We start from the raw sequence: 16,641 nt of genomic DNA, 5'->3' as shown, positions 1-16,641 counted from the left end.
AAAATTGTAATTTTAAGAGTTATTAGTGAGAGGATTGCAATTTTTTTCTCCCCAAAAAACAAATTAGATTAATGGCAAAAGAAGAATTAGAATGTTCGTTTTGTGGTCGTAAAAAACCCGAAACCAATTTATTGATAGCAGGATTGGATGCTCATATATGCGACAGATGTATTGAGCAGGCGCACGGTATTGTTATAGAGGAATCTAAACAGAACGATACGAGCGACCTTTCTGCAGAATTAAAACTTCGCAAACCGCAACAAATCAAATCGTTTCTCGATGAATATATTATAGGACAAGACACTACTAAAAAAGTAATGTCAGTAGCCGTTTATAACCATTACAAGCGTTTGTTGCAAACACCGTCTAAAGACGATATCGATATCCAAAAAAGTAACATCGTTATGGTGGGGCAAACCGGAACCGGTAAAACCCTAATGGCAAAAACCATTGCTAAAATGCTGAACGTGCCTTTGGCTATTGTTGATGCAACAGTACTAACGGAAGCTGGATATGTTGGCGAAGACGTAGAAAGTATTTTAACCCGTTTATTGCAGGCTGCCGATTACAATTTGGAAAAGGCTGAAAAAGGGATTGTTTTTATTGATGAAATTGATAAAATTGCCCGTAAGAGTGATAATCCATCCATAACCAGGGACGTGTCTGGTGAGGGCGTTCAACAGGCTTTGCTAAAACTTCTGGAAGGTACTGTGGTTAATGTACCGCCAAAAGGAGGACGTAAACATCCCGATCAAAAATTCATCGAAGTGAATACCGAAAACATTTTGTTCATTGCTGGAGGTGCTTTTGATGGTATTGAGCGTATCATTTCAAAACGATTGAATATGCAAGCCGTTGGTTACAGCGCCTCCATGTCAGACGATGTGGTGGATCAGGAAAATTTATTGCAGTATATTATTCCGAAGGATTTAAAGGACTTTGGGTTAATTCCTGAAATCATTGGGCGTTTACCAGTGTTAACGCACATGAACCCTTTAGATGCCGAAACTTTAAGAGCTATTTTAACAGAGCCTAAAAACGCTATTATTAAACAGTATAAGAAACTGTTTGAAATGGACGATATTGATTTTTCTATCACCGATGGAGCACTTGGTTTTATCGTTGACAAAGCGATTGAGTATAAATTGGGAGCAAGGGGGTTACGATCGCTTTGCGAGGAAATTTTAACCGATGCCATGTTTGAAATGCCCAGTAGCAACGAGAAAAAATTGAATGTTACTAAAGTTTACGCTGAAGATAAATTGACAAAAACCACACTTAAGAAGCTAAAAGCCGTTTCTTAAACAAGTGACAAATAGATATAAAAAAACCACGCTAATCAGCGTGGTTTTTTATTTATGGAAAATTAATTAATAAATGGGTCTGCTATGTATAAATCTTAAGTTTTTCGATTAATCTGAATCAAATGTATCTTTAATTTAACAAGGCACAAAGCTTTTAAAATTGTTTTAGACTATAAGACGAAATACTCGTTTAAGGACTTTTTTACGAGCACTTAATCGGTTATTGCTAATTTTTGAAGAGAGCGTTTTTGTGGCTTATTCTAAAATCACAAATTCAACACGTCTGTTCGCTTGCAGGTCTTCTTCGCTACAATTATTTTTGCAATCTATCAACGGTTTGCTCTCTCCAAAACCTTTGGATTGTAATCTGCTCTTGCTAATACCATTTTTAATTAAATATTTAACTGCCGATGCCGCACGTTTGTTCGATAAGTTCATGTTGTAAGCATCACGGCCTTTGTTGTCGGTATGGGCATTTATAGCCAATTTCATGTCTGGATGTTCGTTAAGGACTTTAATAATTTTGTTCAATGAAATAAACGATTCTTCCTTCACGTTCCATTTGTTGAAATCGAAGTGAATATTTTCCAAAACAATGCGCATTTCGTTATCAACTTTCACAATAACGGGTTCGGTGGTGAGTAATTCAAGGTCTTTTCTGTAAGCGGTTTTATAACCTCGGTTGGTATAAAATTCCGATGCACTATCCTTAAATCCGTCTTTGTGGGTGTTCAGCGTATAAGATTCAAAAGGAGAAACGCTTAGCGAATAACTACCGTCTTCGCCCGTTAATGTTCGTCCTAACTCAGCTCCATCTTCATCCTTTAAAATGATTAAGGTATTAGGAAGTTTTATTTGAGTTTCTTGGTCAACAACCCTGCCCGCTATTGTTTGGATAACTTCGTTGTTAACGGCGGTGTAAATATCGAAACTGCCTTTTCCGTTGGGCCGGTTTGATGATACATAACCTTTGTTTTTGGCGGCCAAGAAATAAGCTACTTCATCGTAAACCGAATTAATGGTGTTCCCCATGTTTCTGGGCGATTTAAAGCCTTGTTTTGATTTCTTGCTGACAAAAAGGTCGAAGCCACCCATATTTTGATGCCCTTTTGAAGCAAAATAGAAGTATTTGTCATCTTGCGATAAAGCAGGGTATTTATCGTCGTATGCAGTATTTATCTTGTTTCCTAAATTCTTGGGAGAGCTTATGCTGCCATCTGCTGCGATATCGCATACATAAAGGTCGAAACCGCCATACGAATCTGGAAGGTTAGCCGAGAAATAGAGTTGGGTGCCCGCATGATTCATAAACGGATTTTCAATAGATATGCCGTTGGCATTCATGGACAGGAGTTCGTTATTAATCCATTTGCCGTGCGAACCCTCTTCAAGTACGGCTCGGTATAGTTTGAATTCCAATGAGTTTTCTTTACTGCTTCTCGTGTAAAACACCGTTTTTTCGTCTGGTGAGAATGTTAATTGGTCTTCACTGGAATTGGTATTCAAAATTCTACTGAAGAGATAAGGAGTGCTTAATGCGCCGTTTCTACTAATATCCAAACAATAGAGTTCTTTATAGGCTTCTTTGGTGTTAGGGTCGATTTTGGCTAATCCGCCCAGTTTTTTTGATGACACTAAAATGAGTTTGTTTCTGAAAAAACCGGAACCAATTTCTGAAAACGGTGTGTTTACTCCGGCGTCTAAAAGTTCAAAGTCAAATCCGCGATCTTCAAAAGCACTGTAGTCGGCTGTATTAACTTTAAAAGGTTCTGGGGTATTAGGGGTGTGGTGATTGAAGGCCACTAAATTTGATGGTCCTTGGCTGAATAACATGAACGATGCCAAGAAAACGAAAAGACATAGTGTTGTTTTCATTTTTGGGCGAGGGTTTGGATTAATTAGTAACTAAATATAATCCTGAACTCGGTGTAATGAAAAAAACTTAGGCTAAGCGCAATTAAACTCGTTAAGTGTTTGTTCTAAAGCGGATTATGAATTGAGGAGTTCAGCGATAATAGCTCTTCCATGTAGTCTCTGGTATTCGATAGCCTTGGTATTTTATGCTGTCCGCCTAGTTTATTGTTTTGTTTTAGCCAGTCGTAAAATAAGTTCTTCCTGGCCAAGTTTATCCGAGGTTTGTTAAGGGTAATATTGTTGTAGCGCTTGGCTTCGTAATCAGAATTTAAAGCTTTAAGAGCATTGTCGAAAAGTTCATTAAAATAATCAATATTCTGAGGAGGAGTTTTGAACTCTATTAGCCACTCGTGGGCGCCTTTCTCTTTGCCGTCCATAAAGATGGGGGCTGCAGTAAAGTCGACAATTTCGGCTTTGGTGCGTTTACACACTTTTTTCAAGGCGCTTTCAGCATTTTCAATAATTAGTTCTTCGCCAAATACGTTAATATGATGTTTGGTGCGTCCCGAAATTTTTATTCTGTACGGACTCAATGAGGTGAATTTTATGGTGTCGCCAATTTTATAGCGCCAAAGCCCGGCATTGGTGGTGATGATTACCGCATAGTTTTCTCCAAGTTTTACTTCGCTTAGCGGAATGGCCTTTTCGGCTGCAGTGCCATAAAGTTGCATCGGGATGAATTCATAAAAAATTCCATAATCCAACATCAGTAAAAGCTCATTGGAGTTGTTTTGGTCCTGAATAGCAAAAAAGCCTTCCGAAGCATTATAGATTTCGTAATATTTGAAGTTTTTGTTCGGTAATATTTTTTTGTACTGATCTTTATACGGAATAAAACTCACCCCGCCGTGAAAGTACACTTCCAAATTAGGCCACACATCGAGAATGCTGTTTTTACCTGTGGTTTCCAAAACGTTGTTCAGCAATACCAACATCCACGAGGGTACGCCAGCCAAACTGGTTACTTTTTCGTTTATGGTTTCGTCAACAATGGCCTGCATTTTATGTTCCCAGTCGCTCATCAGTGATACCTTGTTGCTGGGGGTGCTACTGAATTCTGCCCAAAACGGCATGTTGTCAATTAAAATGGCCGAAAGATCACCAAACACAGTGCCGTTTTCTTTATAAAGCTCTTTGCTGCCGCCTAAACGCAAGCTCTTACCCGTGAATAGTTGTGAGTTTTCGTTATTGTTTAGGTACATGCAAAGTAAATCTTTACTGGCTGCGTAGTGACAGTCTTCCAGCGATTCTTCGCTAACCGGGATAAACTTGCTTTTGGCTCGTGTAGTGCCGCTCGATTTGGCAAACCATTTTATGGGTGTGGGCCAAAAAATATTGTTCTCGCCCATTCGGCTGCGTTCAATGTCCTCTTGCCAACCGTCGTAGTTTTTTATCGGTACACGTTCAGCAAAAGTTTGGTAGTTTTTTATGGATGCAAAATCGTATTTCTTGCCAAATTCGGTGTTTTTGGCCGTGTTTAAAAGGCTTAATAGCAATTCGTTCTGTACTTCATTGGGGTATTTTAAAAACAGTTCAATTTGATGGAAACGTTTCTTCAAAAACCAAGAAGCAATGGAATTTACTATGGGTATTGGCATTTTTAAATTATCTTTAAGTTTTTAAAAATAATACTTTTTTTTATGACCTACCAAGGCGTTCTAACAAAAATGGAAACGGAGTTTGCAAGCCCCATTCAATACTATTTGGTGTTTGAAAACGACTTTATAAATATGAATCAATTGCTCGATAAAACCATCGGCCTGCAATTTGTTAAATATCAATGTTTAAACTGTAGTTTAAACAAACCCATTTACAGACAGGGGGTTTGTAAAAGTTGCTTTTTTGATGTGCCACAGGCTGCCGATTGGGTAATGCGCCCCGAACTGAGTACTGCCCATTTAGATAAAGAAGACCGCGATTTGGAGTATGAAAAGAAAGTACAACTACAACCGCATATTGTGTATTTGGCCAATTCCAGTAATGTGAAAGTGGGGGTGACCCGAAAAAGTCAAGTGCCCACCCGTTGGATAGATCAAGGGGCCCACGAAGCCATCGAAATTGTAGAAGTGCCCAACCGCTATTTGGCAGGAATCACCGAAGTCGCTCTAAAAGACCATGTAAGTGACAAAACCAATTGGCGTACCATGTTGAAAAACGAAATAAAAGATGAAAATTTAGTGGAGTGGCGCGAAAAACTAAAAAATTTTATCCCCAATGAGGCTTTAGATTATTTTATTGAAAGCAATAGTGAAACCAATTTAGAATTCCCTGTATTGAAATACCCAGAAAAACCAAAAAGTTTAAATTTAAAAAAGGAAAAGCAATACACCGGAAAACTAGTTGGGGTAAAAGGGCAATATCTCATTTTTGACGATAATACCGTATTTAATGTACGCGCCAATGAAGGTTTGGTGGTGCAAATTGCAGTCGGAGCTTAGTAGAACGAATTTTGTGTAAGTTGCATATTTTCAGTATCTTTTAAATAAAAATGAAAATATCTGCAATGTTTTATGTTGGCTTAATCAGCTTTCTGTTAGTGCTTTTGGCTGTAATGGTAAGTATGGATGTGCCGTTTGCACTGGTGTTTTACACCAAATGTGTGGGGCAGTTTTTTCTATTGGTTATGGTGTACAAAGTGCTAAAGGATAATTATAAAACCGATAAAACCTTTGATCATTTTTATGAAGATTATCCCATAGACTTCACTGAAGAATAGAGGCTGCCTAAAAAGTCGTCTTTCCGAAAAAACACGAAAATCTCCTTTTGAATCAAAATTTTGATTCTAAGGCAACTTTGATGGGAATGCCGAAATGGCGATCATCACTTTTTAGACAGCTCCTTTTATGTTTAAATTTCCTCTTGGTCTCTTAAACTTTGAATGTAGGCCGCTTTTTGAATTTCACGACGTCTTTTAACAGATGGTTTTGTAAAGAACTGATTCTCCCTTAAATTTTGCATCACTTTAATGTTACGGTGTTTCCGTTTGTAGCGTTTTAAGGCACGCTCTATGTTCTCGCCATCTTTTACAATAATTTTTAACATATTTCGATTTTAGATTTATTTGATGATTTAGGATTATCCTAAATACGTTTTTAATACTTTACTTTTAGAGGTGTGTCGCAGTCTGCGAATCCCCTTTTCTTTTATTTGCCTAACGCGCTCTCGGGTTAATCCAAAAGCGTCACCAATCTCTTGTAGGCTCATGGGGTGCTTTTTGCTAATGCCGTAATAGTGTCTTATCACTTCGGCCTCTTTTTCCGATAGCGTATCCAAAGCCCTGTTTACTTCCACGTTCAACGAATCTTGAATCAAATCAGAATCTGGGTTTGGCATTTCATCGGTTTTCACGACGTCGTATAAACTAAAATCTTCACCTTCCTTTAACGGGGCGTCCATTGAAACATGGCGTCCAGAAATTTTTAAAGATTGCTTAACGTTACTTTCCGTAAGGTCTAAATTTTTGGCAATCTCGTGTGCGCTGGGTGCCCGTTCGTGGGTTTGCTCCAAATGCGAGTAGGCTTTATTGATTTTGTTTATCGAGCCAATTTTGTTCAAAGGTAATCTAACTATTCGAGATTGTTCGGCTAAAGCTTGAAGAATTGCTTGCCTAATCCACCAAACGGCATACGAAATGAATTTAAAACCGCGGGTTTCGTCAAATCGTTTTGCCGCTTTTACTAGGCCAGCATTGCCTTCGTTGATTAAATCGGGCAATTTTAAACCTTGGTTTTGATATTGTTTAGAAACCGAAACCACAAAACGCAAATTGGCAGTCGTGAGTTTTTCTAAAGCTTTTTGGTCCCCCTGCTTTATGCGCTGCGCCAATTCTACCTCCTCTTCGGCGGTGATCATGGGTATTTTGCTAATGTCTTGAAGGTACTTGTCTAAAGATTTCGACTCGCGATTGGTAACTTGTTTTGTGATTTTTAACTGCCTCATCTATGGAATGTAAGTTTTATATATTATACATAGTATAACATAAACGATTTAACCGAAAATCCTAATAAATCGACGAATTTCTTTTGAAAAAGCCTTGGTTTTGGCAAAAATTAACTATTTTTTAAGGTTTTTTGCTCGAAATTTCAAAAACACCACTGGTAATTGTACGGTTTTTTGAGGCTATTTGCGTTAGGGATTGCAATGGAAATCCTTTTTGTGAAGCATGAGCAAAAAGATTGAAATGGAAAGCCCGACCCCGAACTTGTAGAGGGGTAACGCCAAAAACTATTCTTTAAACCAACTGGAGTATTTTACGTAATTATTGGCAATGCGGTCTATTTCGCCCGAAATGAGTTCTTTGCTGATATCCTTTAATTTTTTTGCGGGTACTCCGGCGTAAATGCTTCCGGCTTCAACAATGGTGTTTTGGGGAACCACCGCGCCTGCGGCAATAATGCTGTTGCTTTCTACCACGCAGCCATCCATAATAATACTGCCCATGCCCACCAAAACGTTGTCTTTAAGCGTGCACCCGTGTACTAAGGCATTGTGCCCAATAGAGACGTTGTTGCCAATGGTGGTGCCGAATTTTTGGTAGGTACAGTGTATTACGGCGCCATCTTGCACATTCACTTTATTGCCCATTTTTATAAAATTTACATCACCCCGAATAACGGTATTGAACCAAACGCTGCATTCGTTGCCCATTTTAACGTCTCCCACTATGGTAGCGTTTTCGGCAATATAGCAGTCGTCTGGAATTTGTGGCGAAGAGCCGTTTACTGGTTTTATAATAGGCATGGCGAAATTTAGGTTTATTGTGGATAAATTACAAAGCGTAAATATAAAGTAAACCATTTACTTTTTATTATTTTGTCGGATAATGATAAAACCAACCACATATTATATTGCGCTGGGCAGTAATAAGGGCGATAAGTTTAAAAACCTACAACTAGCCATTGATACCATTTACACAGAAATAGGGCATGTTGCCAAGATTTCTAGGGTTTACAAATCACCAGCGTTTGGGTTTACAGGCGAAGATTTTTTTAATTGCTGTTTGGAAATGCACAGTAGGCTGAAGCCTCAAGACGTGCTCGATAAACTTTTGAAGATTGAAACCCAATTGGGAAGAACCCGAACGGATGGTGCTGGTTACGAAGCACGGACTATCGATTTGGATATTGTTTTTGCCGAAGCTGGTATTGTCGATACCGAAACGCTGCAAGTTCCGCATCCTGAAATGCAAAAAAGGCGATTTGTGCTGCAGCCCTTAAACGACGTGGCAAGCAAAGTGAAACATCCGGTTTTAAAGAAATCCGTTTCGGTTTTGTTAGAGGAATGCGAAGATGACTCTGAGTTGGAACCCATTAATTTGTGGTTGAAAAACCCGAGTAAAACTTTTAGCTTTTCAAATTACAATTACATTGCCATAGAAGGTAATATTGGTGCTGGAAAAACCAGTTTAGCCAATAAGATAGCCAACGATTTTAATGCGAAATTGATTTTGGAGCGTTTTGCCGATAATCCGTTTTTGCCTAAATTTTACGAAGATGCCAATCGTTATGCCTTCGCTTTGGAAATGTCGTTTTTAGCCGATCGCTACCAGCAGATTAGTGACGATTTGGCGCAGCTCGATTTGTTTAAAGATTTTATTGTGAGCGATTACGATGTGTTCAAATCGCTTATATTTTCGAAAATTACGCTTCAGGAAGATGAGTTTAAGCTGTACCGAAAGTTGTTCAGTTTGATGTACAAAGATTTAAAAACACCCGATTTGTATGTGTATCTTTATCAAAATACCGAACGCTTGCAGAAAAACATAAAAAAACGCGGACGCGATTATGAACAAAACATAGCCAACGATTATTTGGAAAAAATAAACACGGGCTATTTGGAGTTTTTAAAATCGCAAACCGATTTCAACGTTAAAATTATCGATATTTCTGAAAGGGATTTTGTAGAAAACCGCGCCGATTATTTGTGGGTTTTGGGTGAGATTTGTGGCGACTAATACGGTTTGGTTAATCCTATCTTTTTATGGCGCCCGAAGTGTCACCTTCCATTAGGTTAATAACGTTTTCTATAGACACCACATTAACATCGCCTGGTACCGTGTGCTTTAGGGCGCATGCCGCGGTGGCGAAGTTTAGGGCTTGCATGTCGTTCTTATAATGAAGTAGCCCGTATATAAGGCCGGAGGCAAAGGCATCTCCGGTGCCCACACGATCTATAACATGCGTGATGTTTAAAAAATCGGTTTTTACGTATTTTTTGCCATTCCACATTTTCCCTTTTATGCGTTGGTGTGAGGCACTAACGGATTTTCGGGTTTTCTTTGCTACTTTTTTAATTTTCGGAAAGGTATCCATTAATCGTTTGGCGCAGGTCTTGAACTTGTCGTCCGGACTGCACAACCCAAACATTTCCCGAATACCACGACTGCTGGTGATTACGATATCGCAATTTTTAACCAAATCGGGCATGATTTCCTGCATACTCTTTCTGTAATGCCACATGTTTTTACGTGAGTTAATATCGCCCGAAACAGTGATGCCCATCCTATTGGCTGTCTTTATTGCGTCAAGGCAGCTCATTGCAGCGCCTTCTGAAATGGCAGGGGTAATTCCGGTCCAGTGGAACCAATCGGCGTCTTTTAGAACGTCTTCCCAATTTATCATGGAAGGCTCAATTAAAGAAAATGAAGAGCCCTCTCGCTCATAAATCACTTCGCTGGGTCGGTGTACTGCTCCTTTTTCTAAAAAGTATTTGCCCATCATTTTGTCACCGTAAAAAACATGTTCTGTGCTCAGCCAATGTTTTCGTAAAAATTGAGTTGCTGCTTTACCAAGTGCGTTATCGGGGAAACGGGTTACATGTGCAGCTTTCATCCCCAAGTAGGCGCATGAAATAGCCACGTTGGCTTCGCCTCCGCCATAAACCAGTTCAAATGAATTTGCTTGGGCAAATTTTGAATATCCGGGTGGGGATAAGCGCATCATAACTTCTCCGAAAGTGATTAGTTTTTTGCCATATTTCAGTTTAGTTTATGTCCAAAAAATGTTAAAGACACTCTAGCTAAGTTAGGTTTTTATACGCAACAATCAAAAAAAAAATGAGAAGTGACAGGCTGTTAACTCTTGGTGTAAGGTTGTTTTATGTGGTGATGATTTTGTTGCTTTGCGTTCGCAAAATGAAGAATTAAAACACTCGGTATAATTTAGTGACAATTCGGCCTTTGTTGTTATCAAAAACGTGTTCGCCGAAGTGTTGTTCACTCTTGATTTTAAGATTGAAAGGCGCTTTTAGTATATCAACACCGCTATTTTGTTTTATTCTGATGCCTTGTCCAGAAATGATGTCTTTGTTCGGAATGAAGTCGCCGGTGGGAAGGTGTTCGGTCAAAATGATATATTTGTAATTAGCCAATTTTTTGGTGATGGCTAAAACTTCCGCATTTGATAAATGCTGCAAAACTTGGCGAAGCATTACGCAATCGGCCTGCGGGAGTTTGTCTTTGGCAATATCCAAGCACCGAAAATCTAAATTGTTTTTGCGGAAGAGGGTTTTGTTGCGTTGAATTAAGCTCTCAACAATATCAATGCCGATATACTGTTTGGTGTACTGATAAAGGTGCTGCCCAATATTGAAATCGCCACAACCCAAATCGCAAACCGTTAACGGTTCTTTAAACGATTTTAAAAAAGCAGTAACCGCTTCGAGATATAGATTTACGATCTCTGGGTCGTGCGAGCCGCAGCCCGAATAAAAATCGAAATCGGTGCCGCCCCAAAGGTGCATGTCGTAAATTTGCTCCATTACGGCTTTGGTGGGCCAAGGGGTTTTTACTTTTTTAGGCATTAAACTTTTGCGTTTCGGGAAATTTAATTGGAATTTTTCAGCTTACTGAACAAGTCCCAAACCACCACTCCGCAACTCACCGATATGTTCAGTGAATGCTTGCTGCCAAACTGCGGAATTTCAATCACCGCATCGCTGGCCGAAACTACGTTTTGAGCCACACCTTTTACTTCGTTTCCGAAAATTAAGGCGTACTTGGTGCTCGGTTCAACCGAGAAATCGTTGAGCATGGTGGCGTTTTCGGCCTGTTCAATAGAGCATATTTTAACACCTTCAGCTTTTAAATTGTCAACAACCTGCATGGTGTCTTTGGCATATTTCCAATCCACGGTTTCGGTGCTGCCCAAAGCCGTTTTATGAATGTCTTTGTGAGGCGGCTGGGCGGTAATGCCACAGAGATAAATTTTTTCAATTAAAAAGGCATCGCTAGTCCTGAAAACGGAACCAATATTATTTAAACTTCTAATGTTGTCGAGCACGATAATAAGGGGCGTTTTTTTCGCTTCCTTAAAATCATCAATACTCAGTCGGTCTAGTTCACTATTTTTAAGTTTTCGCATATTAGTTTTGTTTTGTCATTGCGTGGAGGCATAGCCTGCACTGAGCGCAGTCGAAGTGTGGCAATCTGTTGGCAGATGCTTCGACTGCGCTCAGCATGACAGTTGTATTGTTGACATCTTAATTTAATTGTAGATAACTTGATGGTGCCCGGTTTCAAAAAACATGAAATTAGTAGTACATTGCATGCTACAATTTTTTTCAAAAGTAACATTAAAAAACCATTTTACCATTGAGATTCCCGTCTTCATGGGATTGAGAAAGGATATGACGAAAAAAGCAAAAAAGGAAACACCGTTAATGAAGCAGTACAACGCTATAAAGGCCAAGTATCCCGATGCCTTGTTGCTGTTTCGCGTGGGCGATTTTTACGAAACTTTTGGGGAAGATGCCGTACGAGCGGCCGGTATTTTGGGTATTGTGTTAACCAACAGAAACAATGGGGGCGAGAAGACCGAATTGGCAGGGTTTCCGCACCACTCTCTAAATACGTATTTACCTAAATTGGTGAAGGCCGGCGAGCGAGTGGCCATTTGCGACCAATTGGAAGACCCCAAACAAACTAAAACCATTGTGAAGCGTGGCGTTACCGAATTGGTAACCCCAGGGGTAGCTTTGAACGATGAGGTTTTGGTGTCCAAATCGAACAACTTTCTATGTTCGGTGTATTTCGATAAAAAAAACATAGGCATTTCCTTTTTGGATATTTCAACCGGCGAGTTTTTAACCTCTCAGGGTAATGCCGAGTATATCGATAAATTGCTGCAAAACTTTAGCCCCAGCGAAGTGTTGGTGCCTAAACAAAAGCGTAGCTTATTTAAGGAAACTTTTGGCGAAGATTTTCACACGTTTTTTTTGGAAGATTGGGTGTATCAAACCGATTATGCCTACGAAACACTTACAAAACATTTCAATACCAAAACACTTAAGGGATTCGGCATTGAAGATTTGTACGAAGGTATTATTGCATCGGGTTCCATTTTACATTATTTGGGTGAAACACAGCACCACAAATTGGAGCACATTACTTCGGTGGCTCGAATTGCAGAAGACGATTACGTATGGATGGACAAGTTTACCATCCGTAATTTAGAGCTTTACAATTCCACCAACAATAATGCGGTAACCTTGCTAAATGTTATTGATAAAACCATTTCGCCTATGGGCGGAAGACTGCTGAAACGTTGGCTCGCGCTGCCTTTAAAAAGTTTAGATAAAATAAAGCAGCGGCATCAGGTGGTTGGGTTTTTGTCTTCAGAAAATTCGGTGCTTCAAAAAATACAAAGCCACATTAAGCACATCGGCGATTTGGAACGTTTGATTTCCAAAACAGCCACCGGAAAGGTGAATCCACGCGAGGTCATTCAACTTAAAAATTCCTTGGAAGCTATTGTTCCGATAAAATCATTGGCATCGAATTGCGATAACGAATCGCTGAAAATTATTGGCGACACCCTGCAAAGTTGCGATGTGCTTCGCGAAAAAATCAAGCAAACGCTAAACGAGGAAGCACCCGTAAATGTAATGAAGGGCAATACGATAGCAGAAGGTTTTTCATCAGAACTGGATGAACTCAGAAACCTTTCAAAATCCGGAAAGGATTATTTGGACAATATGTTGGAGCGCGAAAGTGAACGCACTGGGATCACTTCGCTTAAAATTGCTTCCAACAATGTTTTTGGTTACTATATTGAAGTGCGGAACACACACAAAGATAAAGTACCTGCCGAGTGGATTAGAAAACAGACTTTGGTAAGTGCCGAGCGCTACATTACCGAAGAACTGAAAGAATACGAAGCCAAAATTTTAGGTGCCGAAGAACGTATTTTGGCTATCGAACAGCAATTGTTTGCCGAGTTGGTGGCTTGGATGAACCAATACATTAAAGCAGTGCAGCAAAATGCCTACCTTATTGGGCAACTGGATTGTTTATGCGGGTTTGCGCAATTGGCAAAAGACAATCAATACGTGTGTCCGAATATTGACGATTCACACGATTTGGAAATAAAAGAAGGGCGACACCCTGTAATTGAAAAACAATTGCCTTTGGGGGAAGCTTACATTGCCAACGATGTATTTTTAGATCGTGAAACACAACAAATTATTATGATTACCGGACCTAATATGTCGGGTAAATCAGCCATTTTACGTCAAACGGCATTGATTGTTCTGTTGGCGCAAATAGGAAGTTTTGTGCCAGCAAAAGAGGCCAAAATCGGTTTAATTGATAAAATTTTCACAAGAGTAGGAGCGAGCGATAATATTTCTATGGGCGAATCGACCTTTATGGTAGAAATGAATGAAACGGCTTCTATTTTGAATAATATTTCAGAACGCAGTTTAGTGCTGCTTGATGAAATAGGGCGAGGTACGAGTACCTATGATGGTATTTCCATTGCTTGGGCTATTAGTGAATATTTACACGAACATCCTGCCAAACCTAAAACACTGTTCGCAACGCATTACCACGAGCTTAATGAAATGACCGAAACATTCCAACGCATTAAAAATTTCAATGTTTCAGTAAAGGAATTAAAAGACAATGTACTGTTTTTAAGAAAGCTGGTAGAGGGTGGTAGCCACCATAGTTTTGGAATCCACGTCGCAAAAATGGCTGGAATGCCTCAACAGGTTTTGCACCGAGCCAACAAAATTTTGAAGAAATTGGAGCAGTCGCATTCCAGTGAAGAGCTTACCGATAAGGTGAAATCTTTAGAAAATGATATGCAATTGAGTTTTTTCAATTTAGATGATCCATTACTTGAAAATATTAAAGACGAAATTTTACATACTGATATTGATACCCTTACGCCAGTTGAAGCCCTGATGAAATTGAATGAAATCAAGCGTATGTTGGTGAAGAAAAAACAAGCTTAAAAATAATTTCATTTATTTTAAGAAAAGGCTTTGGATTTAAAGGAAATATTTTAAATTTGCATCCGCAATACGGCATTGCAACGTTCAACAACATAATGCGAAAGTAGCTCAGGGGTAGAGCATCACCTTGCCAAGGTGAGGGTCGCGGGTTCAAATCCCGTCTTTCGCTCTGATTTTATAAAATACCAAGCTGAAGTGGTGGAATTGGTAGACACGTTGGACTTAAAATCCAATGGCCATTATGGCCGTGCGGGTTCAAGTCCCGCCTTCAGTACAAAGCCTTTACAATGTTTATTGTAGAGGCTTTTTTTATGGTCTAAATTTTAAGAATTAAAATGATTTACTCGCCATTATTTCCATTAAACTTACGTTCCAATTCGGCTTGAAATTCTTCCATAACGGGGCGTACGGTACTTTCAGGAAGATCGGCTATTTTAATGTACATCAATCCGTCTACAGAGTTGTTAAATAGCGGATCCACATTAAAGGCTACCAGTTTGGCGTTTTGTTTTATGTATTTTTTGAGGAGTACGGGCAGACGTAATGCTCCAGGCTCTATTTCGTCAATAATGCGGTCGAATTTATTTAAATCGGCTTCGGTTTCATCGAAGACAAAATCTTTATCGGCATCCTTCAGTTTTACCTTAAATTCTTTTTTTGGCCGTACATACTGCGCAATATAAGGGTCGTAGTAATGCGATTTCATAAATTCGATCATCAACGATTTGGAGAAGTTCGAAAACTGGTTGCTAATACTTACCCCGCCTATTAAGTAATTGTGTTCCGGATAACGTAGGGTAGTGTGTACAATGCCTTTCCAGAGCAAAAATAGGGGCATGGGTTTTTGTTGGTATTCTTTAATAATGAAGGCACGGCCCATTTCAATGGATTCGCTCATCATTTTGTACAATTCTGGCTCGAACCTAAAGAGGTCTTGCAGATAAAACCCGTTGATGCCAAAGCGTTCAAAAATTTGAGAGCCTAATCCCATGCGATAGGCGCCTACCATAACATTTTTATCGTTGTCCCATAAAAACATGTGGTGGTAATACTCGTCAAAATGGTCTAGGTCTATGGCTTCGTTGGTGCCTTCGCCCACTTCCCTAAAGGTGATTTCGCGTAGCCTGCCAATTTCACGTAATATGTTGGGCACTTTGTTAGCCTCTGCTAAGAACACTTCGTAGTTTTTGCTTTCTAATAACCTAGAGCCGTCCTGTCTTAGCATTTCAACCTCTTGAGCCATCAACGACGAATCGACCGGAGTAACAATGTTTTTTGGCGATTTTGAAGCTTTTAGGGTAGATGATAGACCGTTTAAAATTTTAGATTTATGCTCGAAGGCATTGGCCAACATATAGGTCTTGCGACGTAAGAATTCTGAAAAATCTTTAAGGTTGGTGTGTTCTTTTTGGTCTTCTACAGAAATGGGCCTGCCTATACGAACTTTAATGGTGCGTCGTTTCTGTGTAAGCAGTTCCGAAGGGAGTTTGGCTGTTCTAAACGTATCGTTAATTTTTGAAAGCTTGTAGAACAACTTGCTGTTTTTTGCGTGGAAATAAATGGGCACTACGGGTACTTCAGCTTTTTTTACCAATTTCATGGCGGCTTCTTCCCATGGGCGATCTACCACCAATTTACCGTCACGATACGTGGAAACTTCCCCGGCAGGGAAAATACCCAACGGATGTCCTTCCCTTAAATGTAAAATAGAATTTTTAAAACCGGCAACACTCGATTTTACATCCTTTCGGTCTTCAAAAGGATTTACCGGCATAATGAAAGGTTTTAAAGGTTCAATGCGATGCAGCAAAAAGTTGGCTATAATTTTAAAATCCTGGCGCTGTTCCAACATTAATTTTAACAGCAAAATGCCATCTATTCCACCCAGTGGGTGATTAGAAATGGTAATGTAGGCGCCATCTTTTGGCAAGCGTTTTAAATCCTCTTCGGGAATTTCAAACTTGATTTGAAAGTCGTCCAAAATGGCATTTAAAAAATCCAAGTCTTTGTGGTGCTTATTGCGGTTGTATATTTTGTTTAGGGTAGATATTTTAAGGAGTTTCATTAGTAGCCATCCTATAAAGGTGCCTATAAATCCATATTTATCCAATTGGATGGCTTTAGCGACTTCTTTGGCAGATACTAAACCGGTATGGTGTGGTTTGCTCATGCTGTAAATGTACTAAAT

General features: G+C 39.5%; 14 protein-coding genes and 2 tRNA genes. 7 read left to right on the top strand and 9 right to left on the bottom strand.

Features of this window, described 5'->3' with window-relative positions; translation table 11 throughout:
- Positions 1 to 71 precede the first annotated feature (71 nt).
- Complete coding sequence (clpX, locus tag HC176_RS10045) at positions 72 to 1,304, top strand: ATP-dependent Clp protease ATP-binding subunit ClpX (protein ID WP_167918071.1); 1,233 nt, start codon at positions 72 to 74, stop codon at positions 1,302 to 1,304.
- Positions 1,305 to 1,559: 255 nt separating this feature from the next.
- Here clpX and HC176_RS10040 read toward each other — a convergent pair whose 3' ends face one another.
- Complete coding sequence (locus HC176_RS10040; RefSeq protein WP_167918070.1) at positions 1,560 to 3,179, bottom strand: OmpA family protein; 1,620 nt, start codon at positions 3,177 to 3,179, stop codon at positions 1,560 to 1,562.
- 104 nt (positions 3,180 to 3,283) lie between these two features.
- Entirely contained in the window at positions 3,284 to 4,816 is a 1,533-nt protein-coding gene (locus HC176_RS10035; protein ID WP_167918069.1) for a GH3 auxin-responsive promoter family protein, read from the bottom strand.
- A gap of 42 nt (positions 4,817 to 4,858) precedes the next feature.
- Here HC176_RS10035 and HC176_RS10030 point away from each other — a divergent pair, with 42 nt between their 5' ends.
- Positions 4,859 to 5,656, top strand: coding sequence for a DUF2797 domain-containing protein (locus HC176_RS10030; RefSeq protein WP_167918068.1), 798 nt, complete (start codon positions 4,859 to 4,861; stop codon positions 5,654 to 5,656).
- Between the two features lie 50 nt (positions 5,657 to 5,706).
- Positions 5,707 to 5,934, top strand: a complete 228-nt coding sequence (locus HC176_RS10025) for a hypothetical protein (protein WP_167918067.1) — start codon at positions 5,707 to 5,709, stop codon at positions 5,932 to 5,934.
- Positions 5,935 to 6,065: 131 nt separating this feature from the next.
- On the opposite strand, the gene rpsU is transcribed toward HC176_RS10025, so the two are convergent.
- The 3 genes from rpsU to HC176_RS10010 form a co-directional block, all read right to left on the bottom strand.
- Complete coding sequence (gene rpsU, locus HC176_RS10020; protein WP_167918066.1) at positions 6,066 to 6,260, bottom strand: 30S ribosomal protein S21; 195 nt, start codon at positions 6,258 to 6,260, stop codon at positions 6,066 to 6,068.
- A 33-nt stretch (positions 6,261 to 6,293) separates the two neighbouring features.
- Positions 6,294 to 7,157, bottom strand: coding sequence for a sigma-70 family RNA polymerase sigma factor (locus HC176_RS10015; protein ID WP_167918065.1), 864 nt, complete (start codon positions 7,155 to 7,157; stop codon positions 6,294 to 6,296).
- Positions 7,158 to 7,442: 285 nt separating this feature from the next.
- Positions 7,443 to 7,958: a gamma carbonic anhydrase family protein gene (locus HC176_RS10010; protein WP_167918064.1), complete on the bottom strand. Its 516-nt coding sequence runs from the start codon at positions 7,956 to 7,958 to the stop codon at positions 7,443 to 7,445.
- A gap of 82 nt (positions 7,959 to 8,040) precedes the next feature.
- On the opposite strand from HC176_RS10010, the gene folK reads away from it, so the two are divergent.
- Positions 8,041 to 9,171 (top strand): 2-amino-4-hydroxy-6-hydroxymethyldihydropteridine diphosphokinase, encoded by a 1,131-nt coding sequence (folK, locus tag HC176_RS10005; protein ID WP_167918063.1) that lies wholly within the window; start codon positions 8,041 to 8,043, stop codon positions 9,169 to 9,171.
- Between the two features lie 16 nt (positions 9,172 to 9,187).
- On the opposite strand, the gene HC176_RS10000 is transcribed toward folK, so the two are convergent.
- The 3 genes from HC176_RS10000 to HC176_RS09990 form a co-directional block, all read right to left on the bottom strand.
- Positions 9,188 to 10,177, bottom strand: coding sequence for a sugar kinase (locus HC176_RS10000; protein WP_342448681.1), 990 nt, complete (start codon positions 10,175 to 10,177; stop codon positions 9,188 to 9,190).
- Between the two features lie 181 nt (positions 10,178 to 10,358).
- A complete protein-coding gene (locus HC176_RS09995) occupies positions 10,359 to 11,018 on the bottom strand; it encodes a class I SAM-dependent methyltransferase (protein WP_167918061.1) in 660 nt (219 codons plus the stop codon).
- Between the two features lie 23 nt (positions 11,019 to 11,041).
- Positions 11,042 to 11,578: an RNA methyltransferase gene (locus tag HC176_RS09990; protein WP_167918060.1), complete on the bottom strand. Its 537-nt coding sequence runs from the start codon at positions 11,576 to 11,578 to the stop codon at positions 11,042 to 11,044.
- 265 nt (positions 11,579 to 11,843) lie between these two features.
- Between HC176_RS09990 and mutS the strand changes: the two genes are divergently transcribed.
- The 3 genes from mutS to HC176_RS09975 all read left to right on the top strand — a co-directional run bounded on the left by mutS (position 11,844) and on the right by HC176_RS09975 (position 14,727).
- A complete protein-coding gene (gene mutS / locus HC176_RS09985; RefSeq protein WP_167918117.1) occupies positions 11,844 to 14,453 on the top strand; it encodes a DNA mismatch repair protein MutS in 2,610 nt (869 codons plus the stop codon).
- 97 nt (positions 14,454 to 14,550) lie between these two features.
- Positions 14,551 to 14,622 (top strand) — tRNA-Gly (locus tag HC176_RS09980).
- Positions 14,623 to 14,642: 20 nt separating this feature from the next.
- A tRNA-Leu gene (locus HC176_RS09975) sits at positions 14,643 to 14,727 on the top strand.
- A gap of 66 nt (positions 14,728 to 14,793) precedes the next feature.
- On the opposite strand, the gene HC176_RS09970 is transcribed toward HC176_RS09975, so the two are convergent.
- The gene (locus HC176_RS09970) at positions 14,794 to 16,623 is read right to left on the bottom strand and encodes a GNAT family N-acyltransferase (protein ID WP_167918059.1); all 1,830 of its coding nucleotides are present in this window, start codon (positions 16,621 to 16,623) and stop codon (positions 14,794 to 14,796) included.
- Positions 16,624 to 16,641: the final 18 nt, after the last annotated feature.

It is taken from the genome of Tamlana crocina (assembly GCF_012037625.1).
The sequence above is the reverse complement of the archived record's forward strand: the minus strand, read 5'-3'. Positions and strand labels throughout refer to the sequence as shown.

Coding starts and splice junctions, on each gene's coding strand:
- clpX (WP_167918071.1), top strand. CDS start 72: ATGGCAAAAGAAGAATTAGAATGTTCGTTTTGTGGTCGTAAAAAACCC.
- HC176_RS10040 (WP_167918070.1), bottom strand. CDS start 3,179: ATGAAAACAACACTATGTCTTTTCGTTTTCTTGGCATCGTTCATGTTA.
- HC176_RS10035 (WP_167918069.1), bottom strand. CDS start 4,816: ATGCCAATACCCATAGTAAATTCCATTGCTTCTTGGTTTTTGAAGAAA.
- HC176_RS10030 (WP_167918068.1), top strand. CDS start 4,859: ATGACCTACCAAGGCGTTCTAACAAAAATGGAAACGGAGTTTGCAAGC.
- HC176_RS10025 (WP_167918067.1), top strand. CDS start 5,707: ATGAAAATATCTGCAATGTTTTATGTTGGCTTAATCAGCTTTCTGTTA.
- rpsU (WP_167918066.1), bottom strand. CDS start 6,260: ATGTTAAAAATTATTGTAAAAGATGGCGAGAACATAGAGCGTGCCTTA.
- HC176_RS10015 (WP_167918065.1), bottom strand. CDS start 7,157: ATGAGGCAGTTAAAAATCACAAAACAAGTTACCAATCGCGAGTCGAAA.
- HC176_RS10010 (WP_167918064.1), bottom strand. CDS start 7,958: ATGCCTATTATAAAACCAGTAAACGGCTCTTCGCCACAAATTCCAGAC.
- folK (WP_167918063.1), top strand. CDS start 8,041: ATGATAAAACCAACCACATATTATATTGCGCTGGGCAGTAATAAGGGC.
- HC176_RS09995 (WP_167918061.1), bottom strand. CDS start 11,018: ATGCCTAAAAAAGTAAAAACCCCTTGGCCCACCAAAGCCGTAATGGAG.
- HC176_RS09990 (WP_167918060.1), bottom strand. CDS start 11,578: ATGCGAAAACTTAAAAATAGTGAACTAGACCGACTGAGTATTGATGAT.
- mutS (WP_167918117.1), top strand. CDS start 11,844: ATGACGAAAAAAGCAAAAAAGGAAACACCGTTAATGAAGCAGTACAAC.
- HC176_RS09970 (WP_167918059.1), bottom strand. CDS start 16,623: ATGAGCAAACCACACCATACCGGTTTAGTATCTGCCAAAGAAGTCGCT.